Source organism: Leeuwenhoekiella aestuarii, assembly GCF_004104055.1.
In the GTDB taxonomy this organism is placed as follows: domain Bacteria; phylum Bacteroidota; class Bacteroidia; order Flavobacteriales; family Flavobacteriaceae; genus Leeuwenhoekiella; species Leeuwenhoekiella aestuarii.
Genome location: NZ_QOVJ01000001.1, coordinates 330,274 through 353,159 on the forward strand (window position 1 = coordinate 330,274; position 22,886 = coordinate 353,159).

General features: G+C 39.5%; 20 protein-coding genes. 6 read left to right on the forward strand and 14 right to left on the reverse strand.

The window, feature by feature from the left end:
* Positions 1 to 68: 68 nt before the first annotated feature.
* Entirely contained in the window at positions 69 to 1,817 is a 1,749-nt protein-coding gene (gene aspS, locus DSM03_RS01445) for an aspartate--tRNA ligase (RefSeq protein WP_128761597.1), read from the forward strand.
* A gap of 845 nt (positions 1,818 to 2,662) precedes the next feature.
* On the opposite strand, the gene DSM03_RS01450 is transcribed toward aspS, so the two are convergent.
* The 3 genes from DSM03_RS01450 to DSM03_RS01460 form a co-directional block, all read right to left on the reverse strand.
* The gene (locus DSM03_RS01450; protein ID WP_128761598.1) at positions 2,663 to 3,055 is read right to left on the reverse strand and encodes a helix-turn-helix domain-containing protein; all 393 of its coding nucleotides are present in this window, start codon (positions 3,053 to 3,055) and stop codon (positions 2,663 to 2,665) included.
* A gap of 226 nt (positions 3,056 to 3,281) precedes the next feature.
* Positions 3,282 to 5,237 carry a hypothetical protein gene (locus DSM03_RS01455; RefSeq protein ID WP_128761599.1) on the reverse strand — a complete coding sequence of 652 codons (1,956 nt, stop codon included), beginning with the start codon at positions 5,235 to 5,237 and terminating at the stop codon, positions 3,282 to 3,284.
* 34 nt (positions 5,238 to 5,271) lie between these two features.
* Positions 5,272 to 8,097 carry a TonB-dependent receptor gene (locus DSM03_RS01460; protein WP_128761600.1) on the reverse strand — a complete coding sequence of 942 codons (2,826 nt, stop codon included), beginning with the start codon at positions 8,095 to 8,097 and terminating at the stop codon, positions 5,272 to 5,274.
* A gap of 186 nt (positions 8,098 to 8,283) precedes the next feature.
* Between DSM03_RS01460 and DSM03_RS01465 the strand changes: the two genes are divergently transcribed.
* Complete coding sequence (locus tag DSM03_RS01465) at positions 8,284 to 9,615, forward strand: deoxyguanosinetriphosphate triphosphohydrolase (RefSeq protein ID WP_201740410.1); 1,332 nt, start codon at positions 8,284 to 8,286, stop codon at positions 9,613 to 9,615.
* A 114-nt stretch (positions 9,616 to 9,729) separates the two neighbouring features.
* Here DSM03_RS01465 and DSM03_RS01470 read toward each other — a convergent pair whose 3' ends face one another.
* Complete coding sequence (locus tag DSM03_RS01470) at positions 9,730 to 11,496, reverse strand: 1-deoxy-D-xylulose-5-phosphate synthase (RefSeq protein WP_128761602.1); 1,767 nt, start codon at positions 11,494 to 11,496, stop codon at positions 9,730 to 9,732.
* A gap of 102 nt (positions 11,497 to 11,598) precedes the next feature.
* Between DSM03_RS01470 and DSM03_RS01475 the strand changes: the two genes are divergently transcribed.
* The 3 genes from DSM03_RS01475 to DSM03_RS01485 are packed head-to-tail and all read left to right on the forward strand — an operon-like array spanning position 11,599 to position 14,628.
* A complete protein-coding gene (locus tag DSM03_RS01475; RefSeq protein ID WP_128761805.1) occupies positions 11,599 to 12,048 on the forward strand; it encodes a nucleoside deaminase in 450 nt (149 codons plus the stop codon).
* Positions 12,049 to 12,055: 7 nt separating this feature from the next.
* The gene (locus DSM03_RS01480) at positions 12,056 to 13,960 is read left to right on the forward strand and encodes a DUF294 nucleotidyltransferase-like domain-containing protein (RefSeq protein WP_128761603.1); all 1,905 of its coding nucleotides are present in this window, start codon (positions 12,056 to 12,058) and stop codon (positions 13,958 to 13,960) included.
* Between the two features lie 2 nt (positions 13,961 to 13,962).
* Positions 13,963 to 14,628: a 3'-5' exonuclease gene (locus tag DSM03_RS01485; protein ID WP_128761604.1), complete on the forward strand. Its 666-nt coding sequence runs from the start codon at positions 13,963 to 13,965 to the stop codon at positions 14,626 to 14,628.
* On the opposite strand, the gene DSM03_RS01490 is transcribed toward DSM03_RS01485, so the two are convergent.
* Together DSM03_RS01490 and DSM03_RS01495 are read right to left on the reverse strand one after the other, a co-directional pair.
* Positions 14,621 to 15,205 carry a hypothetical protein gene (locus DSM03_RS01490; RefSeq protein ID WP_128761605.1) on the reverse strand — a complete coding sequence of 195 codons (585 nt, stop codon included), beginning with the start codon at positions 15,203 to 15,205 and terminating at the stop codon, positions 14,621 to 14,623. The genes DSM03_RS01485 and DSM03_RS01490 overlap by 8 nt on opposite strands.
* Positions 15,192 to 15,671 (reverse strand): ankyrin repeat domain-containing protein, encoded by a 480-nt coding sequence (locus tag DSM03_RS01495; RefSeq protein ID WP_128761806.1) that lies wholly within the window; start codon positions 15,669 to 15,671, stop codon positions 15,192 to 15,194. The genes DSM03_RS01490 and DSM03_RS01495 overlap by 14 nt, the downstream gene beginning before the upstream one ends.
* Before the next feature lie 326 nt (positions 15,672 to 15,997).
* Between DSM03_RS01495 and DSM03_RS01500 the strand changes: the two genes are divergently transcribed.
* Complete coding sequence (locus DSM03_RS01500; protein ID WP_128761606.1) at positions 15,998 to 17,161, forward strand: serine hydrolase domain-containing protein; 1,164 nt, start codon at positions 15,998 to 16,000, stop codon at positions 17,159 to 17,161.
* Between the two features lie 128 nt (positions 17,162 to 17,289).
* Here DSM03_RS01500 and DSM03_RS01505 read toward each other — a convergent pair whose 3' ends face one another.
* From DSM03_RS01505 to DSM03_RS01540, 8 genes are all read right to left on the reverse strand, one after another.
* Positions 17,290 to 17,691 (reverse strand): Dabb family protein, encoded by a 402-nt coding sequence (locus DSM03_RS01505; protein WP_128761607.1) that lies wholly within the window; start codon positions 17,689 to 17,691, stop codon positions 17,290 to 17,292.
* Between the two features lie 20 nt (positions 17,692 to 17,711).
* On the reverse strand, positions 17,712 to 17,939 hold the full coding sequence (locus tag DSM03_RS01510; protein WP_128761608.1) for a putative signal transducing protein: 228 nt from the start codon (positions 17,937 to 17,939) through the stop codon (positions 17,712 to 17,714).
* Positions 17,940 to 18,092: 153 nt separating this feature from the next.
* Entirely contained in the window at positions 18,093 to 18,596 is a 504-nt protein-coding gene (locus DSM03_RS01515) for a MepB family protein (protein WP_128761609.1), read from the reverse strand.
* Positions 18,597 to 20,101: 1,505 nt separating this feature from the next.
* Positions 20,102 to 20,518: a hypothetical protein gene (locus DSM03_RS01520; RefSeq protein ID WP_128761610.1), complete on the reverse strand. Its 417-nt coding sequence runs from the start codon at positions 20,516 to 20,518 to the stop codon at positions 20,102 to 20,104.
* 60 nt (positions 20,519 to 20,578) lie between these two features.
* Positions 20,579 to 20,866, reverse strand: a complete 288-nt coding sequence (locus tag DSM03_RS01525; protein ID WP_128761611.1) for a hypothetical protein — start codon at positions 20,864 to 20,866, stop codon at positions 20,579 to 20,581.
* A 129-nt stretch (positions 20,867 to 20,995) separates the two neighbouring features.
* Positions 20,996 to 21,478 carry an energy transducer TonB gene (locus DSM03_RS01530; protein WP_128761612.1) on the reverse strand — a complete coding sequence of 161 codons (483 nt, stop codon included), beginning with the start codon at positions 21,476 to 21,478 and terminating at the stop codon, positions 20,996 to 20,998.
* Positions 21,479 to 21,612: 134 nt separating this feature from the next.
* Entirely contained in the window at positions 21,613 to 22,227 is a 615-nt protein-coding gene (locus tag DSM03_RS01535) for a tetratricopeptide repeat protein (protein ID WP_236638853.1), read from the reverse strand.
* A 39-nt stretch (positions 22,228 to 22,266) separates the two neighbouring features.
* A complete protein-coding gene (locus DSM03_RS01540) occupies positions 22,267 to 22,788 on the reverse strand; it encodes a hypothetical protein (RefSeq protein ID WP_128761613.1) in 522 nt (173 codons plus the stop codon).
* Between the last annotated feature and the right edge of the window lie 98 nt (positions 22,789 to 22,886).

Sequence of the window (22,886 nt, forward strand, 5' to 3'; positions counted from 1 at the left end):
TCTTTATTTTTAGATTAAGAAGGTCTTACTTAAATATCTTCTTAAATTTGCACCTCAAATAATCAAGCATGTACAGAACGCACAATAACGGAGCTTTACGCGCCGAACATATAAATGAAACGGTAACGCTTGCCGGATGGGTACAAAAGTCCCGTGATAAAGGTTTTATGATCTGGCTGGATTTACGCGATCGCTACGGCATTACCCAACTTATTTTTGATGAAGAGCGTACCCCTAAAGACGTGATGGATCTCGCTAAAACCTTAGGCCGTGAGTTTGTGATTCAGGTAACCGGTAAAGTGATCGAGCGCGAGTCTAAGAATGCGAAGATGGCTACTGGTGATGTGGAGCTTTTAGTAGAAAAACTTGAGGTTCTCAACCAGGCAAAAACGCCACCTTTCACGATTGAAGATACAACTGATGGCGGGGAAGATCTACGCATGAAATACCGCTATCTCGACATTCGTCGTAATCCGGTAAAAGAGAAACTCATCTTTAGACACAAAGTGAGTATCGCCGTGCGTAATTACTTATCTGAGCAAGGCTTTATAGAGGTTGAAACGCCTTACCTAATAAAATCCACGCCAGAAGGTGCCCGTGATTTTGTGGTGCCCAGTCGTATGAATGAAGGGCAATTTTACGCCCTTCCACAATCGCCACAGACTTTTAAGCAATTGCTTATGGTAGGTGGTATGGATAAGTATTTTCAGATTGTAAAATGCTTTAGAGACGAAGATCTGCGTGCAGATCGCCAGCCGGAATTCACACAAATTGACTGTGAAATGGCATTTGTAGAGCAGGAAGATATCTTGAATATTTTTGAAGGATTAACCAAACATCTTTTAAAAGAGGTAGTAGGTTTTGAGATCGAAAACTTCCCGAGAATGACCTACGACGAGGCGATGGCAAAATACGGTAACGACAAGCCGGATATTCGTTTTGGGATGGAATTTGGCGAACTCAATACCGTTGCACAACACAAAGAATTCAAAGTATTTAATGATGCCGAATTGGTAGTAGGTATTGCAGTTCCCGGTGGTGCGAGCTATACCCGAAAAGAGATCGACAAGTTGATTGACTGGGTTAAACGACCACAAGTTGGAGCATTAGGAATGGTCTATGTAAAATGTAATGAAGACGGAAGCTTTAAATCTTCAGTTGACAAATTTTACGATCAGGAAGATCTGACAAAATGGGCAGAAGCTACCGGAGCTCAACCCGGGGATTTAATCTGTGTTCTTTCCGGCGAAGCCTTTAAAACGCGTACGCAATTGAGCGCATTACGAATGGAACTGGCAACCCAATTGGGATTACGCAAATCAGACGAATTTGCTCCGCTTTGGGTAGTAGATTTTCCACTCTTAGAATGGGACGAAGAGACTGAACGCTATCATGCGATGCACCATCCCTTCACCTCTCCCAAGCCCGGTCAAATGGAATTGCTGAACACCAATCCCGGTGACGTAAAAGCAAACGCTTACGACCTGGTTTTAAATGGAAACGAAATAGGCGGTGGCTCTATACGTATTCACGATAAAGAGACCCAGTCTAAAATGTTTGACTATTTAGGCTTTACCAAAGAAGAGGCTCAGGCGCAGTTTGGCTTCCTGATGGATGCTTTTCAATACGGTGCTCCGCCACACGGAGGTCTGGCCTTTGGCCTTGACCGTCTTGTTGCCATTTTAGGTGGCCAGGAAACCATACGTGACTTTATTGCATTCCCTAAAAACAACGCCGGTCGCGATGTGATGATAGATGCTCCGGCTAAGATTGACGAGGAGCAATTGAAAGAATTGAATCTAAAAATCACCTTGTAAGTGCACGTCAAAGTGTTTTAAGGCTTAGAGAATTATATACATATAAGATTCTACTATTTAAAGTAAACTACCTCAGAGCAAGCCGGTCTGCCGACAAAGGCAGGCCCATGAAACATTGCTTGAAAACGAATTTTCAATTTCTTCGAAGCAAGCCTCGGAATAGTAAACCCTTTGGCGGTGCCAATAAAAAAGAGGCTTTCTTAAGATTAAGACCGCCTCTTTTTTTACATCAAGTCATTAGAAATCTAGCCTAGCTGTTGTGTTTAAATAAACGGGTAGTAAATCTGCACCAATCAGAATGCTGCATTTTCACTCCTTTAACCCTCCTTATTCTAAGCTATTAGACAATCCCAATAGCTCCATAAAAACATTACGGATAATTTAGGTATACGTATAGGTAATCCAAAAGTCAGTCTATACTCCAACCATATTCACACACAGATTTTGTGGTAAAGTGTGGTTGGAGTGTGGTTGCACTGTGGTACCAGTGTGGTTGCATTATGCTTTTACTGGGAAGAAATTAGCCTTCATTTTAAAGTATGCAGTTTCTAACTCAGGCTAAATCACAACTCCACTACTACACATTAAAGACCTATGTTCTACAAAAATCGTAGAGAAGTGTACGCAGTGTAGTATCTGTTTGAATTCGCTCTGAAATCATCAGCAGCAATCAAAATTCAGCCCTAGAGTAGAGCAACTCCCAGGCAAAGGCATAGCAAAGCCTAGGATAGTGTATGAAGAGTGTATGAAAACCACTTTAAAAAACGTATAAAATTAAGATTTTCTTAACAATAGACCTGATTGCTAGCTAATCAGTTCAAGTATCGTGCAAACTTTAAAGAAAGCTATTTCTTTTTAATCAGTTCTTCTAAATAAGAAAGCTTATCTCGCTCCGCTTGAACAAGGCGCTCATATAATTTCTTATTTTCTTCGTAAGCTTCAACAAGTTTGTCTAAAGGATTGAATGTTGCATACATACCTTGATAAAAGCTATTACCCTGAGATACACTATTATCATAAAAATTATTAAAATAATTGATGCCATTTTCCTCTGAAATATTTTCAATAGTTTCCGAAGTAACATCAAGGACTTTTGCCACCTTTTCTAATGTTTGATTCTCTAAGGTTTCACTCTGTTCGATGTGGGACACACTTTGCTGGCTAATACCTAATTCTTCCGCAAGGCTTTCTTGCTTTGTCCCACGAAGTTCTCTGATACGCGCGATTTTACGTCCTATAGGATAGGTTTTAGTAACGCTCTAAACTAATACAATAAGATCACGCTTACATTTAGATAAAGCCTTCGCATAGCCCGTTCCTTGAATAGTCTAATTGGTTTAGTTATAATGTTGAAAAAAAAAGACCGCTCTAATGGAACAGTCTTTTATTTTGACTTAAGAAATAGCTGAATAAAAAAGGTCCGAACAATGTCCGGACCTTTCATCTATAGCTAATTCAAATAAATTATAATCTTGCTTCAATCCAAGTCCAAGTAGAAATATCAACTTGTGTACCCGAATCATAAGCCGTGTTTAAAACGCCAGCAGCACCATCGATCAACACATTGCTTAATGGACCACTATCTTTCATATCTATGTTTGTATCATACCCACCAAGATAAAGATTAGTGATCGTTGCTCCAGATTCTTTTTTAAACTGCAAAGCAGTACCTCCTTGGGTAGATATCGCAGTTACGTTTACAAATTTCGGATTGTTGTTTGTTCCATCACCTTCAAAAGCAGTTGAAAAACCTTCTTCTGTATGGCTAATATATACGTTAGTTAACGTACCATTCCATCCTTCAGTCCAATCTACAGAGTCATCTTGGTCATTTTCAAAATATAAGTTCGTTGCAGAAACTGTTCCTCCAAAGAATTCAACACCATCATCTGCACCGTTGATTACAGCAACATTTTCTACAGTTGTTCTAGAACCTACTGCATAAAAAGAAACTCCATTGTATTGAGACTCTGAATTGATCTGAGCACCTGTACCTAAAATCACTAAATTTTTAATACTACCTGAAGAATCTTCATCGTCAGTACCTCCATAGATAAACCCACCAACTTCAGCGGTTGCGTCAACACCTTCAGAAGTAGTTGCTTCACCACATATAGTAAGGCCACCCCAATCTCTAGGTTGTGCATTCTGAGAAGACATTACAACTGGGTTGTCAGCAGTACCTTGAATATCAATCAAACCACCTTTTAAAACAGCGATATAAACTGAAGTACCACCATCTGCAGCAGTGATTTTGGTACCTGCTGGGATGATCAATTTACCACCATCTTGCACAATATAAGAACCATCCAGTAAATATGATTTTGAAGCATCTAGAGTTACTGTAGAAGTTACATCACCGGATAATGCAACTACTTCATCAACAGTTAAATTCGAAGCCACCCAAAAGAATGAATCAATATCTACTGTTGGTTGAGCGATATAACTTAGATCAGGATTACCAGCCTCACCTTCAATAATCACGTTAGCTAGATCTCCATCATCTTTCATATCTATTGAAGTCTCATACCCCGTAAGAGAAAGTCCTGTAATGGTTGCTCCAGACTCTTTTTTAAACTGTAATGCAGTACCCCCCTGAGTTGAGACAGCTGTTACGTTGACAAATTTTGGATTATTGTTTGTTCCATCTCCTTCAAAAGCAGTTGAGAAACCAGCTTCTGTATGTAAGATATAAGCGTTAGTTAACGTACCGCTCCAACCCTCTGTCCAGTCTACTGAATCATCTTGATTGTTTTCAAAATACATGTTAGTTGGAGAAACTGATCCTCCAAAAAATTCAACACCATCGTCTGTACCGTTAAGCATTGCTACGTTTTGAATTGAAGTTCCACTACCTACAGAGTATAAAGTAAGCCCGTTATACTGTGATTCTGCATTGATTTGTGCACCTGCATAATTAATGATCAGGTAATTAATACTACCGCTTGAATCATTGTTATTAGTACCACCATATTTAAAACCACCAACCTCAGCAGTTGCGTCAACACCTTCGGAAGTAACAGCATTTCCTAATAAAATAAGTCCACCCCAGTCTCCAGGAGTTTCGTTGGCAGAAGTCATCACAACAGGGTTAGAAGCTGTACCTGCAATATTTATTTCAGCTCCTTTTTCTACAACAATAAATACATCAGTTCCTTTATTAGCAGTAATTCTAGTGCCTGCAGGTATAGTAAGTGTTGAACCTGATTTCACATAAAGACTCCCTACTAATGCATAAGCTACATCTGTATCTAATGTGGTGTCTTCAGCTATATTTCCCGAAAGGTCAGACTCCGTAGTGCCTTCTCCATCGCCACCTCCTTCTATGATAATGTCTCCACCATCATTAGAACAACTAAAGGTAACTGCTGCAAGAACTGCAAGGCTCAGGAGCTTAATTTTTAAAAAATTCTTTTTCATAATTGAAAATGTTTAATTAGAATCTGTTTATTAGTTATAAAGAGTATGTTAAGCCAAGAGAAAATGTGCTTCCTAAACTATACGATCTAACAATCTGATTGGTCTCGATGTTAGTGGTACTAGGCTTTACAAGCTGAGTCCTTTTTATCTCTGGGTTTAATAAATTCAGTGCTCTTAACTGAAGTTGCCAGTTTTTAGCAAATGTTTTTGAAACTATAGCATTCAGCGTTACATAACCTACTTCGATTATTGCATCATTGTAATTGATATCACTCTCTGTCTGAATCTCTGGAGCTCCTAAAGCGAGGATACTGTTTGAAGCGTAATTAGCAACTAAACTTGCATCAAATGGATTCTCTGAATTTGTAGTAAAGTTTAAGTTTGCATTAAATATATAATCTGATGCACCCTGTAAACCTTCTTCAGTAAGGCCTTTGTATCTAAAAGTTCTGATGAAATTTCCGTTATCATCATAAATTTCTTTAAGATCTTGTTTATGCCACATACGCGTTGCATTAAGTCCTAATCTTAAATTAGAACCATCGTCGTCATCACTTTTGTAAAGGTTAACACGAGTTTCTAACTCTATACCATAAATATCTGCTTGGTTACCTGCATTAAAATAAGAGAATACTCCGGCAGAACCGCGATCTTGCACTTTATTAATGGGATCTTCAATCAATTTATAAAAGCCTGCAACCGAAAACAATTGATCTGCTGACGGGAACCATTCGTATTTAAGGTCTAAATTATAGTTTGTAGATGCTTTTATGTCTGGATTACCTCTGGTGATCTGACCTGTTGGAGATACATACTCAAAAGGAGCGATCTCTTTAAATTCAGGAAGCGTTATTGTACGGCTTGCAGCAACACGTAAGCTTTGATCCTCATTAAGATTATATTTAAAATTTCCTGTTAAATATAGATTATCATACTCTTGTAATGAATTACCAGTACGACCCGGTATGTTATTTACATCATAAGCAACATTGATATAATCTCTCTGATATCTGGCACCAACATATGCGCTATATTTTTCACGCTCAAAGTTAAATGCTGCAAAAGCCGATTTAGAATCTAATTCTGCATCGTACAAATCTGTTGGAATTACATTGAATTGTAATACCCCGCTTTCAAAGTTAGCAGTAGTAAAGATCGCTCCCAGATCATCAATTGAAGTGGGGTTAATTGCGTTTGTACTTCTTTCAGTAATCCCTAAGAATTGCGAACGGAAACCACGTTGCTTATTTCTATAATTTAAGCCTAAGGTTAGCTTAGCTTTTTGAGATTCTGTATCTAATAAAGTAATCTCATCTTTTACAAGACCAGCATACTCTACATCATCTATATATTGAAACGTTTTACGTTGTTGAAAACCGCCGTTACGACCCAACTGAACAATATCGTCATTAAAATTAACCTCATTACGGATACGATTAGGTTCATTAGCATAAACCACATTAAACCCTAATCCCCAATTTAACTTGTTGCGCTCAGAGAAATCATGTTCACCAAATAATTGATTAACCCACATTGAAGTTTGCTTCGTATTTTGATCTCTTATAAACTGTGATAATCCTTCTTCAGGAGCAGTCTCTTCAAAAATGGTTCCTTCACCATTTCTACCTCCTTCATAAACCTCATCAGAAAGCTTATTAACAAAAAGAGATACATACTTAAAGCTATTATTATCGTTAAGTTTAAAATCTACATTACCCATAGCGGTAGTGTAAACGGTTCTGTTGTAGTTTGTAGCATCAGTAATAGTATCATCTATAAAGTTTGATCTAAACTGTCTGAATAAACCTTGACGGTATTTAAAATCCGTACTTTGAGATGCTGTTACAAAAACTTTAAGCTTTTCTCCTATTTTCTTACCTAGACTTATGGCAAAACGATGGTTTAAAGGTGTGTTTACTGAACTAGGATTCCAGCTTTGCTGAGTTAATCTTGGGTAAGCTTTATACGTAACCAAGTTGGTATACTGCGAAGGCAGGGTGGCACTTGTATAACCTTGACCTTGTAAATAACCTGCTTGAAAGTCGGCTTGATTAGCGGAAACTTTAAAGTTATCAAAAACTCCACTTTTAGCTACGTTTGTATTTATTCCTCCACGCACTCCTACACTCAGTTCTTGAGTGCCACTCAATTCTTTTGAAGTTATATTCACAGTTCCTGAAGCTTGATCTGCAGATTCTGTAGATGCATACGTTTTACTTACACTCAAACTCTGAATAACGCGTGTATTGAATAAACTTAAATCAATATTCTTTCGCTCAATATCATCAGATGGAACCGGTAATCCGTTCATTGTTGTATATAGGTAGCGATCTCCCAAACCTCTAATGAATACATCACCCGAAGCTTCACTACTAGTCACACCAGAGATTTTAGTCGTAGCTGTTGCAGCATCAGTAATACCTTGTTTTGCTAATTGTTGAGCACCTATGCTCTCTTTAATTTCTATCGCATTTTTTTGCTCCATCAAGAGTGCTGTTTCCCGTTCTCTACTGGTCTGCACCTGTATTAAAACTTCATCAAGTGCTGCTGCACTGGCTCCAAGAGCAGTGCTCACATTGGTAAATTTACCTGTCTCTACTACTACATTAGGTACTGTTACGGGTTCATACCCTACGAAGCTGAATTCGACTTCATAAGTACCTACTGGCACATTTTCAATGATGTATTTGCCATCAAAGTCTGTCGTCCCCCCTTTAGTGGTTCCTTTAATTATAACATTTGCAAAGGGAAGCGGCTCATTATTCATTTCTTTATCTGAGAGCGTCCCTTCTATCGTACCGGTTTGCCCGAATGTCACTGCTGATAGCATAAACATTAAAAGACCTAAAATTTGTTTCATCAATAATCGTATTTTGTGCTGCAAAGATGTTTCTTAAGAAGCTGTAGCCGGTTAATCCAATGTTATGAATTCGTAATGCCAGAGTTACATCATGGTTATCTTAATGTTAAGTGATTTTTGAGCAAGCGCTAAATCATTAGATTAAAATTTGGCAATACTGTATCTTGCCAAAAATTGCCTATTATGATGAACTGGGAACATTTGCTCTCTCTAAAGAGACAGGGAGACACCGCAAAAAGACTGCGTATCGAACAGGATGATACCCGTCTTGGATTTGAAGTAGATTATGACCGGATTATATTTTCTACGCCCTTTAGAAGCCTTCAGGATAAGACGCAAGTCATCCCCCTTTCTAAAACAGACTTTGTTCATACACGCTTAACACACAGTATGGAAGTTTCGGTTGTGGGACGTTCACTGGGGAGAATGGTGGGCAAACAACTCCTTGAGAAATACCCGCATCTGGAACAGGTTTACGGCTATCGCTTCAATGATTTTGGGGCTATTGTTGCTGCTGCGGCACTGGCTCACGATATCGGGAATCCACCTTTTGGGCATTCGGGAGAGAAGGCGATTGGGGAGTTTTTCAAATCGGGTTATGGTAAACGGTACAAAGACAGTTTAACCGAAAAAGAATATCAAGACCTCATCAAGTTTGAGGGTAATGCTAATGGCTTTAAGGTGCTCTCCCAAAGCAAACCGGGAGCTCAGGGGGGCTTGAGACTTTCGTATGCGACTCTGGGTGCTTTTATGAAATATCCAAAAGAGTCGCTTCCGCACAAACCCACAGATCACATTGCAGATAAAAAGTACGGCTTCTTTCAGTCTGAAAAAGAACTTTTTGCTGATGTCGCTCAAGAACTCGGCTTGTTGAACAGAAGCGAGACTGATGATTTAAGTTGGTCACGCCACCCTCTTGCTTATCTCGTTGAAGCGGCAGATGATATTTGCTACACCATTATTGATTTTGAAGACGGTATAAATTTAGGACTCATCCCTGAAGAGTATGCGTTGGAGTATATGGTTAAACTCGTTGGCAACACCATAGACCGTAACAAATACAATGCGTTGCAGGAAACTTCAGATCGGGTGAGCTACTTACGCGCACTTGCGATAGGCACATTGATTACTGAAAGTGTTGAGACCTTTATGAAGTATGAAGAAGAGATTCTCGCCGGTACGTTCAGTCAATCTTTAATAGACAAAAGCAGTTATCAGGCACAAATCACCGACATCATCAACCTCAGTATCAATCGCATTTACAACAGCCGCGAAGTGATCGAAAAGGAAATTGCCGGTTATGAAATCCTTTCTACACTCCTTGAAGCACGTTGCAAGGCACTAGACAATACAGATACCCATTACAACCAACTCATTCAGCAGCTTCTGGCTCCGGTAGATAAATCTGAAAATACGTTGTACGAAAACCTCATTCAGATTTGTGCCGAAGTCTCAACAATGACAGACGGTAAGGCCTTACGCAATTACAAAAAGATAAAGGGATTGGATATTAAGTAAATTACCTTGGGGCAGGCCTGTATACCGACAAAGGTACGCCCGCAAAGCATTAAAGAAAATAGTTTTTGACTTCGAGACAAGCCTCAGAGCATGTAAAGCTCGATTGTCGAATAACTAATCCAGAAGCGACTGAATATTTTCTTTTAAACTTTCAAAATCCAGACCTAATGCCTGTTGCAGTTCTTCCGTGGTGCCCTGTTCTATAAACTGATCAGGTATTCCGAAGATTTCCAACTTGCCTGTATAGCTTTGACGTGTAGCTTGTTCAGCAATAGCGCTTCCAAAACCACCGGATTGTACCCCGTCTTCTAAGGTTATGATTGTGTTATACTTTTTAAAAACCCGCTTGAGCATCACGAGATCTAGCGGCTTTACAAAACCAAAATAATACACAGAGATTTTCCCCTTAAATACCGCTGCAAGTTGCAGGGCTGTTTCAGTAAAATTACCGGTAGCTAAAATGGCCAGTTGTGAGCCTTTAATCAAGTGTTCTGCTTTTCCGAGTTCCAGTTGCTCAAAAGGATTCTGCCAGTCCAATTCCAATCCCCGTCCTCTGGGATACCGAATTGCGATGGGCAATTCGAGACCCAATTGCGCCGTATACATGATATTCCGTAAGCTTGCTTCATTCCGCGGAGCGAAAATTATAAGATTGGGAATACAGCGTAAATAGGCCAAGTCAAAAACGCCGTGATGCGTTGCACCATCGGCACCTACTAATCCCGCCCGATCCACACAGAAAATAACCGGAAGTTTTTGCAAAGCCACATCGTGAATCAACTGATCGTACGCGCGTTGCAAAAACGTAGAATAGATTGCGCAAAACACAACACCTCCTGAGGCGGCTATCCCGGCTGATAAGGTCACTGCGTGTTGCTCTGCAATCCCCACATCAAAAGCACGCTCCGGAAATTGCTGCATCATATATTTTAAAGAACTACCCGTTGGCATTGCCGGAGTAATCCCTATAATTTGCTTGTTCTTTTTTGCCAATTCAACTAAAGTCAGTCCAAAAACATCCTGATATTTAGGGGGCTGCGGATGGGTATTCTTAGGCTTCAACTCCCCCGTTAGTGCATCAAACTTTCCAGGGGCATGATAAACAACCTGATCAGCTTCGGCTTGCTTGAGACCCTTCCCTTTTGTAGTAATTACGTGCAAAAACTTAGGCCCCTTTATTTTTTTAAGTGTCTTGAAGATCTCAAGCAACTTCTCCATATCGTGCCCGTCTACAGGACCAAAATAATTGAAGTTTAAAGCTTCAAAAATATTCTCTTGCCGCTGACTGCCCGTTTTAACATTCGTGAGGTAATTCTTAAGCGCGCCCACACTGGGGTCGATCCCGATAGCATTATCATTAAGGATCACCAGCAAATTCGCATCGCTATCCCCTGCGTGATTCAAAGCTTCAAAAGCCATTCCGCTGGCAATAGAAGCGTCTCCTATTACAGCGATGTGATTGCGTGCTGTATTCCCTTGAATTTTGGAAGCAATTGCCATACCCAGCGCTGCAGAAATAGACGTACTCGAGTGGCCTGTTCCAAAAGCATCGTAACTATTTTCCTGCATCTTAGGGAAACCACTCAAACCGTTAAACTGCCGGTTGGTATCAAAATTATCGCGCCTTCCGGTAAGAATTTTATGGCCGTATGCCTGATGCCCCACATCCCAGATCAATTTATCATCGGGAGTACTAAAAGCATAATGCAAAGCCAGCGTGAGCTCTACAACTCCCAGGCTGGCACCCAGATGTCCTTCTTTTGTCGCCACAATATCAATGATAAAACGACGCAATTCTACAGCGACGACGTGCAACTGTTCAACAGAAAGTTCACGTAAATCAGCAGGATCATCTATCGTTTCTAAAAGCGGATAACTCATAAAACAAAGGTAGCCGAACTAACAGAAATAATAAGTTGGTCTTTTAAAAATGATACTGCAAAAAACTTTTTATCTTCATTCTTTAAAAGCAAGACTATGGCTCTGATAGAACCCTTTGATGATGAGTATTTTATGAAAAAAGCACTGCTGGAAGCAGAGACCGCTTTTGATCTGGGAGAAATCCCCGTGGGAGCTGTTATCACTGTAAACAACACCATAATAGCCCGTGCGCACAACCTTACGGAACGCCTTAATGATGTAACGGCGCATGCAGAAATGCAGGCCATCACAGCGGCGGCTAATTATTTAGGTGGAAAATATTTAACAGATTGCACCTTGTATGTGACTCTAGAACCTTGCCAAATGTGTGGGGGAGCTTTGTATTGGAGCCAACTTTCACGCCTGGTATATGCAGCAGCTGACCCGAATAGAGGGTACAAAAATCTGGGAACCCACCTGCATCCTAAAACCCAGGTCACAAGCGGTATTCTGAAAACGGATGCCAGTGCTTTACTGAAACGCTTTTTTATACAACGCCGTAACCTGAATTAGATCTTTTATGAAAAATACTATTGCAGAACGTGTTGCCGATTTTTTAAAGCGGTACCCTCCTTTTCAGTTTTTAGAACCGGATAGCTTGTTGCAAATAGCCGGACAGGTTCAGGTGCTTTATTTTGAGAAAGATAAACCCATTTTTAAAGAAAAAGACACCAATCACACGATGTTCTATGTGGTAAAAGATGGTGCAGTTCGCTTGTTTAGAACCGTAGATAACGAACCCAAGATTGCAGATATCTGTGATGAAGGAGACCTTTTTGGACTGCGCCCGTTGATCACAAAAGAAGACTACGAACTTTCTGCTTCTGCAAATGAAGAGTCCATTCTCTATGGAATTCCCATAGACCTGTTTTTACCTATCGCATTAGAGCATAAAGAGGTGAGTAATTTTCTCATCGCTACCTTTGCTTCTAATGTGAGCGACCCCTACTCGCTGGAAGAAAGCGGCAAATTGTTTACGGAATATTCGGTAGAGCGTAATAGTGAGATTTTTGATCTTCAAAAAGCGCGCTATTCTAAAAATATTCTCACGTGCAGTCCAGATACGACAATACAGGTTGCAGCAAAAAAGATGAGCCACCGCAACGTGGGTTCGATCGTAGTAATTGACGCTGAAAAGCCCGTAGGTATCATCACAAACCGTGACCTCCGTGACCGTATCGCTACAGGAGCGCACAGCATTACAGATCCGGTTACTAAGATTATGAGTACTCCGGTACGTTGTTTTCAGAAAGACCCTACCGTTGCGCAAGCACAATTGATCATGCTTAAGAATGAAGTCAATCATTTGTGTATCACCGAAGACGGAACACCAGATTCTAAATTACTCGGTTTGATCACCGAACACGACATCGTGGTTTCTTTTGCGAATAACCCCGTCGTGCTTTTGAAAGAAGTAAAACTGGCAAAACGTACCAAAAGATTGCGTGATGTACGCTTGAAGGTATCCCGATTGCTAAAAAAGTATTTAGATCAAAACCTTCCGTTATCACAGATTCTCAATATTCTTAACGAGATCAATTATGCGATTGCAGTACGTGCTCTAGAGCTATCCCTCAAGAAGATGGAAACCCCGCCTCCTTGTAAATTCGCCTGGTTGGCGTTGGGAAGTCAGGGACGTAAAGAGCAGTTATTATTTACCGATCAAGATAATGCAATCGTTTTTGATAACGTGCCGGAAGAAGAATACGAAGCCACCCAAGCCTATTTCATCAAGTTAGCCCGTATTGCCACACGTGCGATGCATAAAGTGGGCTATGCCTATTGTCCGGCAGATATGATGGCGAGCAATCCCAGATGGTGCCAGTCGCTCTCCGAATGGAAAAAACAATACGATATCTGGATTACAGATCCTTCCCCGGAAACCCAATTGCTATCTGCTATTTTCTTTGATTACAGTTATGTATTTGGTGATACCCAACTGGTAACCAGGCTTTCTGATAACATATTACTAACCTTAGATAAAAACCCCATGTTTTACCGGGTAATGGCAAAAGATGCCATACGCAGTCCGTCTCCGCTTGGGTTTTTTAGACAGTTCTTAGTTGAAGAAAGTGGAGATCACAAAGACTTTTTTGATGTAAAAGCCCGGGCATTAATGCCGTTAATTGATGCCGCCCGTGTCTTGAGCCTCAATCATAAGTTACGCAACATCAACAATACAGCAGGTCGGTTTGAGCGCCTAGCCGAACTCGAAGCAAATAATAAAGAGATCTACGAGAATTGCTCCTATGCCTTTAAAGCCTTACTGAAATTCAGAACCAAACAAGGGATCTTACATGATGATTCCGGGAGGTTTATAGAACTCGCGACCTTAAGCAAAGCCGAAAAACTCAAGTTGAAGCGCTGTTTCAAATCCATTCATGACATCCAGGAGTTGCTCACGCTTCGCTATAATCTCAAGTAGTTATGTACATTCCTTTTTTCAGCAAAAAGCAAGATCCGCCAGAATTCTATAAAGCCTATGCTGCACAATTTTCGAAGACAAATACCGCAGACTTTGATACCGCGCGGTTTATAATCTTTGATACCGAAACCACAGGGACCAATGCCCGGGAAGACCGGATGTTGAGCATTGGTGCATTAGAATTGACCGGCAACCAGATCAATCTTGCCAGTAGTTTTGAACTCTATGTGAAACAAGATATGTTTAGTGAGGAAGCCGCTGCAATACACGGGATCTTAAGAGAAAACAGAAAATACAAGAAGGTAACCGAAGAAGAAGCTGTAAAAGCGTTTTTGAAATTTATAGGTACCGATATTTTAGTAGGTCATCACGTGGGTTTTGATGTAGGAATCATCAATTATGCCCTCAAGCGGCTAGGAGCACCTAAACTAAAGAATAAATTTACAGATACCGGCGCACTCTACAAACGCACGGTTCATCTGGTAAACATCACAAACCCGGATAAAGTATACACGCTAGACGATTTGTGTGAAGAACTCAATATTTCGCGTACTGACCGACATAAAGCAATGGGAGATGCCTACATAACTGCTTTAGCATTTTTAAAAATTCTATCGCGACTGAAGGGAAACAAGAAATTAAAATTGAAGAATATTCTTCTTAATTGAAACGAATAGCGCTTGTAGATTGTTTAGAAAGACTTGTAAAATTATCTATTAGCGTATAATGAGAGAGCTCAGAGTCAAGCAACAATTTTCTGATTTTTGTTGCATACGGAGTTTTCTCGTCTGTGATCAATTTTTGTAAATGAGTTTCAAAAGTAGAATACAGAAGCTGTATCATTCTGGTTTTGATGCCTGAATCTCTATAATGTTGTAAAAACTTTTTACAACAGGATAAAAACAACTGCGGATGCTCGATCAAGGTATCAATAACCGTATTGAGGTAGTGTAAAACCGCCACACCTTCTTGTTCTTCAACCTGAAGTTCAACGTGCTCTGACGAAAGATTATCTTTAAAAAGCCACAAGTTGTTTTTTATAAAGTCGGTATGGTTACGGGTGCTTTTGTAATAGACATCAAGACCCAATGCCGTAGTCATCACAAACACATTCTCACCAATTGTATTGATAAGAAAGTGTCTAAAATTTTTTTCAGCATCAGCATATAGTACAGGAGTTCTCTTAAAACCACTGTTTCTAAATCTCACCGAGTACAATTCTTCTACTACTTCAGGGTGTAGCATGCTTTAAAATATTTTCTATTTGAGAGAGTCCCTGCATCCGCGCATGGTCTTCTGCTGTAAGATCTCTGGAATCTTTAAGTAAAGGATCTGCTCCTTGTTTCAGCAATAATTCCACCAGCTCTTTTTGATTAAAGGTAGCTGCATAGATAAGCGCAGTCGCACCATTAAAATTTTGCACATTCACATCTGCTCCTTTATTGATCAACAGTCTAGCCACCTCAACATATCCCTTGAAGCAAACTCCCATCAAGGCAGTGTTTCCAGATGCATCCTTAGCATCTATCTCAGCACCACTGTCTATAATAAGTTCACTTACATCAATATACCCATAATAGCTTGATAAAAGCAAAGGGGTTGACCCGCGTTGATCTTTAGCATTTATAAGTTGAGGGTTTTCAGACAATAATTCTTTAATAGTGGTTGTATCTTCAGAACGTATCGCATTAAATAAAGAATCTTGTTTCATCTCGTTAAAATAATATATTTTTTTCAAAAAAATACGCGGTAAATTCACAATATTTCACCACGCCGTCATTAATTTTCAGCTATAACTTTTTCTTCCGGAAGCTTATCCGATTATTTTACCTAAATACTAATAGTTCAACGAGTTCTTTAAGCTCTTTGAGAAAATCACCAACTGCTAATTTAGTATCGATTACTAGGATGATTGCTTCACTAAATATCAAAGTTAGCTATAGATTCTTCTGATTTTGTTAGAGAATGATTAAAAGATTAGATTTATACATCAACAGAAACTATTTAGCTTTTTATTTTTACTACTAATCCTATACTATGAAGTATTTCCGGTTACTGCTTCTTTCTGCTATTTCTTGTTGCAACTGTCTTTCTTTTGAAGTTGCTGCTCAGGAAGTTTATTTTCCTTCCTTTGGAGCCCGGTGGGAAACTTATACGAACACTGACAAGGTTTTTTCTGAAGAATCTTTGCAGGAAGCTGTTGCTTTTGCATTAGCACATGAATATTCAGGATCCCGTGATTTGAGACAGGCTATTCTAAAAGGCTTTGAACGCGAACCTTATCACGAAATTCTGGGACCTACAAAAAAGCGCGGTGGTCCCGCAGGAATGATTCTTAAAAACGGCTATCTCGTAACCAGCTGGGGAGATACCCAACGGGTAGATATGACCTTTAGCGTTACCAAAAGCTTCCTTTCTACAACTGCCGGACTTGCAATAGATGCCGGTATCATCGCTGATGTGAAGGATCCTGTTAGTCATACGATCTGGGACGGGACTTTTGAAGGGGACCACAACAGCAAAATAACCTGGAAACACTTACTGGAACAGAATTCTGACTGGAGTGGTCAACTCTGGGGCGGTAAGGACTGGGCAGATCGCCCGCCACGAGAAGGTAATATTGATGCCTGGAAAAACCGCGAACTGCAAGAGCCTGGCACTTTCTTTGAATACAACGATGTGCGGGTCAACGTTCTTGCCTATGCTCTTACACAAACCTGGCGCAAACCGCTTCCTCAGGTTTTAAAAGAACAGATTATGGATCCCATAGGCGCTTCTACCACATGGCGTTGGTTTGGCTATGACCAAGCATGGACGACCATAGACGGTCTACACATGCAGTCCGTAACAGGTGGTGGTCACTCCGGTGGTGGAATGTTTATCAGTGCAGAAGACATGGCGCGTTTTGGATTGCTGTTTCTCAATAACGGTATTTGGAACGGCAAACGCTTGCTATCCGAAAATTGGGTCAACGCGGTGCAACAACCGTCTGCACCAAATCCCAATTACGGATATATGTGGTGGCTGAATCAACCCGGACCCCGACATTGGAAGAACCTACCGGAGCACTTGTATTATGCTGCAGGTTTTGGCGGTAATTTTATTGTTATTGATCAAGAGAACGACTTAGTGATTGTTTTACGCTGGTTAGAGCCTGGTCAAATTGAGGCGTTTTTAGAGTTGGTTTATGGGGTGAAGTGATCTAAAGACTTGAGATTTTAGAATTAAGACAAAAGATAATAGAAGAAAGAGAAAGTACCTCATCCCACAAGACTAAATCTGGAATTGAAGACCAGCTTTAGAAAATTTAATCTCGATTATCGAATAAATTATTCCTTCCAATAATCCACGACCAGAACATCTTCTAAAACCGGACCTAACATCGCACCAAATTCTTGATGCTTGGGATGCACTAAATAACTATCCCGATCTTGCTCACTCGTAAAGGTAACAAAAAAGCAATGCGTAAAGCCTTTATTTAAATTTTCCGGACTGTTGTTGAGACCCCACTCGAAAGCTTTGATTTCATCGATTTCAACAGCCAGATTGGCAAAGGCGGCTTCTACTTTTTCAACTTCAGCGGGTTTCGCGGTTTCTTTAAAACTGAATAAAACAACATGGCGCAACTGCTCTTCGGTTTGCTTTGTAACTGCTTCTTTAGCTTCTGAATTCATGTCTTTACAGCTGGTAAAAATGAGTAAACCTATTAAAAGGTAACATGTGTTTTTCATGATTTAACTTTAATTCTTTCTTACTGGTCTACGGCTATATCCGTTTTATCAATGATCTCCTGAGCTCTTTCAAAGTCAGCTTTATAAACATATAACTCTATATCATTCTGCGGAATTCCAAAACCTCCCAATCTAGCTGATTCAACGTGATCCTTTATACGTGTTGAAATGTTTTCTTGATCCAATAGGAACGCAATTCGATTAATTATAATCGAAGTATTGGTCATTATTTTTAAGTAATCTTCCATATTCTAAAGCTTAAATTTTAAAAAACCTATGCGGGTCTCCCCCTATTCTGAATATAGAAATTTAGGACTTTCTACGCGTATAATTCAGCTTAACGATTAATTTAATCGTACTAAACACTATGTTTTAACTCCTCAACACTACCCATATATGCTTTAAGACAAGGGGCACCCGTTGTACAAGGCTACCACTTTTTTGAAATCGATCGAAGTGTTCAGTTCGTAGAAATACTTCAACTGCCATTTTTGAGTGCGTACCGCTTGTTTACTTTGCGCGGTGTCCCAGCTGGGGTATACTCTAAATGCGCGTTTACCTGCTTGCGTTGCTGATGAGATGATCCCTTTTTCAAGCAGTACTTCTTTTGGAAATACAAATTGACCCCAAGCCTCTGCTGTGTTTACATTGACCACATACAAATCAACAGGATCCTTTGCATCAAACGGCTCAATGGGTCCGTTACCAGTACGTTTCCAGAACGTCACAAATTGGCCAACTTTCTTAGGCGTAACTTTTGAGCTTCTGCTTACGATCCGTGTTCCGTTCAATTTATAACGGCACGCATCATATTCCTTACTTTCAGGCTCCATAAAAAATTCTGAAATCTCCAGCGAACATTTATCATAAACTTCCGTTTTTAGGGTATTCAGATTGTTATCCATGCAATTATGATTCCTTTTTATAAAGCGCTTTTCAGTGACCTAAACTTCTTTTTCTAGTAAACCCTTTAGAGTGCTAATCTATACGTTAATAAATAACAATCTATCGCATTCTTAGGTTTAAAGATAGCCTTTGCTACCCTATTTTTTAAGAATATCAACAACTCAAACTCGTGCTTTTTTTTATAACTATCCTGTCAAATCTGATTTCTCTGTGGGTGCGCGATTCCAATCGCGTATTCTTAGAAGAGTTTTTAATACCCAAAGGTTCTACGAAATCAAAACACCCTCGGTTATAGGAATAGCTGCAGGAAGTTCCGAAGGACAGGAGCGATAGCAACGTTGAACTGAAAAGATCATAATTAATAAGCTTTCTTTTTTGCATCGCCCAAAAAAGAAACCGACTTTAGGAGGTTCACGAACACCATAACCAACTAAGCGAGTGAGCTAAACAAAAAAGTCTAGGCTTATTTTTAGATCCTTGAAAACTACGCAAACGCCTTTGCCTGCGGATAGCAAACCGCTGCGCTAAGCTATCCTCCGCTGCCCACCGCTGCGGCGCCCGCTTGTTTTACTACAGATCTAAAAAGTAGGCCGCTGTACTATGTTATTAAAAATTACCCATACCCGAAGGGTTACAAGAATCTAATCTTCCCTCGGTTCAGAATAGCTGCGAGGGCAGAGCGTTAAAAAAAGGTCTCGTAGACCTTTTTAGCGAATGAGCCAGGTGGCGCGTGGGCTTTGGAAGGGAATACTTTACTTTAATTAAAATTCACTCTTAGAAAAATTGGAGTAAAGACGCGGAGCTGACAAAGCGGTTTTTGCCTGATAAGGCAAAAAATTCCTAAGCGAGGGGGTCTTTTCTTTTGTTACTTTTCTTTGGACAAGCAAAGAAAAGTAAGAAACACGAATTGAAAATATAAACTTTTATTCAAACTCCTGTTCATTTTTTCCATCGATGAAAAAACGAACCAAAAAAATCTAGGCTTATTTTTAGATCCTTGAAAACTACGCAAACCCCTTTGCCTGCGGATAGCAAACCGCTGCGCTAAGCTATCCTCCGCTGCCCACCGCTGCGGTGCCCGCTTGTTTTACTACAAATCTAAAAAGTAGGCCGTTACTGGCAATCGATTAAACATTAGATTTTAGAAGTGAAATAAGAGATAATAGAAGAAAGAGAAATCACCCATACCCTAAGGGGGTTAAAGAAATCACAATTCCCTCGGTTCAGAATAGCTGTAGGAAGTTCCAAAGGACAGGAGCGGTAGCGACGCGGAACTGACAAAGCAGTTTTCGCGGTAGCGAAAAATTCCTAAGCGAGAGGCTCTTTTCTTTTGTTGAGCCTGCCCTGAGCGATAGCCGAAGGGTTTCTTTGGAGAAGCAAAGAAAATGAACAAACATGAATAGAAGTTAGAATTACTCAATTCAACATTAGAAAATTAACGCAAACCCTTAATCTAAACGCTCTACGCGATTGATGATAATGGCACTGCTAGAGAGTAAGTTTTTTATATGTTACTCAAATAACTTTTAGCATCTCGCAAATTAAGTTCAGTCTCATCTGCTGCGCGACTCCTTCGTGTTTTAGGAAATACCGGTTCATCCAATTGGTCAAGAGCTACCAAAAGTTGAAAAAGTGTAGTTTCATTATTATTCGCTGCTACTTCGATACCTAACCAATCTCTAAAAAGCGGAAGGAGCGCTCTATTATTACTTTTTGATAATGCCCAATACACCCCAACACGTTCCTCATCATTTCTATACAAGCCAGAATCTACGCCCTTGATCATTAGTTGTTCCAATTCGGCAGGCTGGTAGTGCTTTAGTTCAGATGCTGCAATGGTATCGTTCTCAAAATCACCATGCACAACACCATTAACCCTTTCAAAGATAAAGGCAGCTTCTAAAACTTGATCCCTGTTCAAATATATGTCCTATCTTCTTATAGCTATGGTTGATATCTTGTGTTGTACATACACTTAAATTTACAATATCCCAATATTAATCAAGCCTCCCAGGAGAATTAAACAAAGCATAAGTGCATAACTTCTCGCTACAGCCAGATTTCCCCTTAATACTCGAAATCCCAAAAACCCATTAAGCAGGCTGAGTAATACATTTACAAAAATGACCCAGTCGGGATACCTAAAAGCAAAAAGGACATCGGTATAGTGATACCTGTAATACAGCCTGCTCATTTCAAAAATCCAATACATTGAAATCAGCATTTGAATCAAACCCAAAACTATGGGAACGTTCTTTTTGAGCAACATAGGGTACTATAGGTTTTAATTTTTTATTTAATCTAACCCGTATCTTTTAAAAGCGCCTCCGTGCGATTGATGATAAGGATACTGCTGGTGAGTATTTTTTATAGTTGCTCATTTGATTGTATTTTCCTTTTACAAGCTAATAACTCCGTTTTCTATAGTGAAGCGATACAGAACCGAAGAATCTACCGGAGTACCTTTGTAAGTCCCGGGTTTCCAGTCTTTCATTTTAGAAAATACCGCTACAATTTGCTGATCGAGTTCAGGGCTTTGGGTTTTGTTATCGATCTGGCAACGCACCATCGTTCCCTCACAGTTTACGATTAGATTCACCATACCGGTATCGCTATAGTTGGGCTTATCTTTTATAAAGGTTACTTCAGCATTTAGCGCTTCCGAGAGTTGCTTTTTGGTTAGTGGCGGTTGCGCTTTAACCTGTCCGTTACCTTCAAAAGGCAGCAACGCCAGTATTTTGGAGTTGTCACACACCCCGGGTATGGGTTCGTCTACCTGCATCGTTGCCATAAAATTGCCCAGACCAGAAGTACGTGGCTTTGAGGATGCGCATGCTAGTAGCAACGGTAATACAAGTGCCGAAATAAACATTTTTTTCATAGGCTATCGCGTTTTGAGTGTGGGATAATTTTAAACATCGGTTCAATCAACACAGTGTTAATGCTAGGCTCCCGTTATACAACGGGACAAGCTGTACCGGCCGCAGGAACGCTAGTTATTGGCAGTAGTATTTTTTATTCCGTTGTCCATTTATCTCTTCTTTTCTCTTGGTCATTTTGTGAGAGATAATGAATAGCAATCAACAACTGAATATTGGGATTGTTCAAATCAAAGTCGTTTGGGTTTTTGTAAATCCGTTGTTGAAGTAAACCCATTGATTCAAAATCGCCCGCAGCAATAAGACTTTCAGCGTATTCTTTTATTTCCGCATTATCTTTTCCGAGTTCAGTCAAATATTTTTGATATTTTCCATTGTATTTTAAACCTATACTTTTTAATTCTAATCCAGTTTTTGGGTAAGTCGCTTTTCCAAATTCCCATATTTCATTAAATGTAGATTTGGAAATCGAATTATAAAGTTTCTTTTGTTTTTCAAAATCTATTTTTTTTGAAATCGGTTGCCAACCATATTCTAATAATTCAGGTAATATTTTAGAAAAGCAACTTTTAAAGTCTGAGTTTTTATTATCACAGATTTGATTTTTAAAAAAGTTAGTTATTTCATTTAGGTCATAGATTTGTTCGGTAGAAAAATTGTCTTTTAATTCAGTCGCAGCATATTGAGCTTTACAAGAAAAACTCATTTGTAAAATTGTACATCCAATTATCAATATTATCGCTTTTTTCATATTATGCACAACGTGTTTGCTATGGTTTCGTTTTTTTATTTATCGTAATCCTTTTGTTTTTAAATCAGCATAAACTTCTTGAGTTCCATGAATTTCTTTTCCGAACATAATGTTTATATCGTATTCAATTCTGTATTCGTTCAACACTTGGTCAATTCTATCTTTTTTGTATTTTGCAGCTCCAATATCCTGTCGGTGTTTGTTTAAAGTTCCAAAAGCCATTCCAAGTGGTGCAAGGCCAACTCCCATAACTATTATAGGTACTGTTGAAATAACTCCGCTATCCAAAGCATATTTGCCTAACAAATATCCGCCCATAATTACTGCAATTCCAATTATAAGGAAAACAGCAAAATATATGTAAGTCAAAGTTTTTTTTCGTTTAAAGTTTTCGTATTCAATGTTTACTGATTTGAGTTTGTTTTCAAACTTGTCAGTCAGTTTAATTGTTGCACAAGTTTTATTAAATTGAGGCTTCCGGTCAGTTAATCCACAAGTTGTGCCTATTTTCAAATCAGTTTTCTGATTATCGCACAATTCACAATGCCTGGTTAAATCCATCTAATTTTAAGGTCAGTTTAGTTCGATTTTCAATTTAATGTGTTTCGGTCAAAATGCACCACAACTCGTTTTATCCACATTAAATATAGCCATATCCC

Excerpts from the sequence above, each read along its gene's own strand:
- aspS (WP_128761597.1), top strand. The coding sequence starts at position 69 with ATGTACAGAACGCACAATAACGGAGCTTTACGCGCCGAACATATAAAT.
- DSM03_RS01455 (WP_128761599.1), bottom strand. The coding sequence starts at position 5,237 with ATGAAAAAGAATTTTTTAAAAATTAAGCTCCTGAGCCTTGCAGTTCTT.
- DSM03_RS01460 (WP_128761600.1), bottom strand. The coding sequence starts at position 8,097 with ATGAAACAAATTTTAGGTCTTTTAATGTTTATGCTATCAGCAGTGACA.
- DSM03_RS01465 (WP_201740410.1), top strand. The coding sequence starts at position 8,284 with ATGAACTGGGAACATTTGCTCTCTCTAAAGAGACAGGGAGACACCGCA.
- DSM03_RS01470 (WP_128761602.1), bottom strand. The coding sequence starts at position 11,496 with ATGAGTTATCCGCTTTTAGAAACGATAGATGATCCTGCTGATTTACGT.
- DSM03_RS01480 (WP_128761603.1), top strand. The coding sequence starts at position 12,056 with ATGAAAAATACTATTGCAGAACGTGTTGCCGATTTTTTAAAGCGGTAC.
- DSM03_RS01485 (WP_128761604.1), top strand. The coding sequence starts at position 13,963 with ATGTACATTCCTTTTTTCAGCAAAAAGCAAGATCCGCCAGAATTCTAT.
- DSM03_RS01490 (WP_128761605.1), bottom strand. The coding sequence starts at position 15,205 with ATGCTACACCCTGAAGTAGTAGAAGAATTGTACTCGGTGAGATTTAGA.
- DSM03_RS01495 (WP_128761806.1), bottom strand. The coding sequence starts at position 15,671 with ATGAAACAAGATTCTTTATTTAATGCGATACGTTCTGAAGATACAACC.
- DSM03_RS01500 (WP_128761606.1), top strand. The coding sequence starts at position 15,998 with ATGAAGTATTTCCGGTTACTGCTTCTTTCTGCTATTTCTTGTTGCAAC.
- DSM03_RS01505 (WP_128761607.1), bottom strand. The coding sequence starts at position 17,691 with ATGAAAAACACATGTTACCTTTTAATAGGTTTACTCATTTTTACCAGC.
- DSM03_RS01510 (WP_128761608.1), bottom strand. The coding sequence starts at position 17,939 with ATGGAAGATTACTTAAAAATAATGACCAATACTTCGATTATAATTAAT.
- DSM03_RS01515 (WP_128761609.1), bottom strand. The coding sequence starts at position 18,596 with ATGGATAACAATCTGAATACCCTAAAAACGGAAGTTTATGATAAATGT.
- DSM03_RS01525 (WP_128761611.1), bottom strand. The coding sequence starts at position 20,866 with ATGTTGCTCAAAAAGAACGTTCCCATAGTTTTGGGTTTGATTCAAATG.
- DSM03_RS01530 (WP_128761612.1), bottom strand. The coding sequence starts at position 21,478 with ATGAAAAAAATGTTTATTTCGGCACTTGTATTACCGTTGCTACTAGCA.
- DSM03_RS01535 (WP_236638853.1), bottom strand. The coding sequence starts at position 22,227 with ATGAAAAAAGCGATAATATTGATAATTGGATGTACAATTTTACAAATG.
- DSM03_RS01540 (WP_128761613.1), bottom strand. The coding sequence starts at position 22,788 with ATGGATTTAACCAGGCATTGTGAATTGTGCGATAATCAGAAAACTGAT.